The sequence below is a fragment of the Bradyrhizobium sp. CCBAU 25338 genome (assembly GCF_028128965.1).
Classification (GTDB): domain Bacteria; phylum Pseudomonadota; class Alphaproteobacteria; order Rhizobiales; family Xanthobacteraceae; genus Bradyrhizobium; species Bradyrhizobium liaoningense.
Window position 1 is genome coordinate 1 of sequence record NZ_LFKY01000008.1, and the last position, 701, is coordinate 701.

Sequence of the window (701 nt, forward strand, 5' to 3'; positions counted from 1 at the left end):
GCCAGGCACTCGCGGGTGCAGTCGTCGACCACGGTCAGGACGCGGAAGCGCCGGCCGTCGGTCATCTGATCCGACACGAAGTCGAGCGACCAGCGATCATTCGGGAGCAGCGGCACCGTCATCGGCGCTCGTGTGCCGAGGGCCCGCTTGCGGCCACCTCTGCGGCGCACCGCGAGCCGTTCCTCACGATACAGCCGGAACAGCTTCTTGTGATTGACCAGGTAGCCCTCCCGCTTGAGCAGGACGTGCAAGCGACGATAGCCGAAGCGGCGGCGCTCATGGGCGATCGCCCTCATGCGCTGCCGCAGCCCGGCATCATCGGCCCGGCTCGTCTGATATCTGACCGTCATGCGGCAACATCCGATGGCTTTACACGCCCGCCGTTCGCTCATCCCGTGAACACCCACGAGATGTGCGACAGCTTTCCGCTTCGCAGCGGGCGTCACCACTTCTTTCCCAGCAGATCCTTCAGCGCTGCATTGTCCAGCATGGCGTCCGCCAGCAGCCGCTTGAGCCGCGTGTTCTCGTCCTCCAGCGTCTTCAGCCGCTTCGCCTCCGAGACGTCCATTCCGCCGAACTTGGCCTTCCACTTGTAAATGCTGGCGTCGCTCACGCCATGCTTGCGGCACAGATCGGCGACCGGAACGCCGGCCTCGTGCTCCTTCAAAATCCCGATGATCTGCTCTTCCGTAAAGCGGCTG

General features: G+C 64.5%; 1 pseudogene. It reads right to left on the bottom strand.

The features are described from left to right. A pseudogene (locus ACM42_RS08380) lies at positions 1–701 on the bottom strand (IS3 family transposase); the annotation flags it as partial.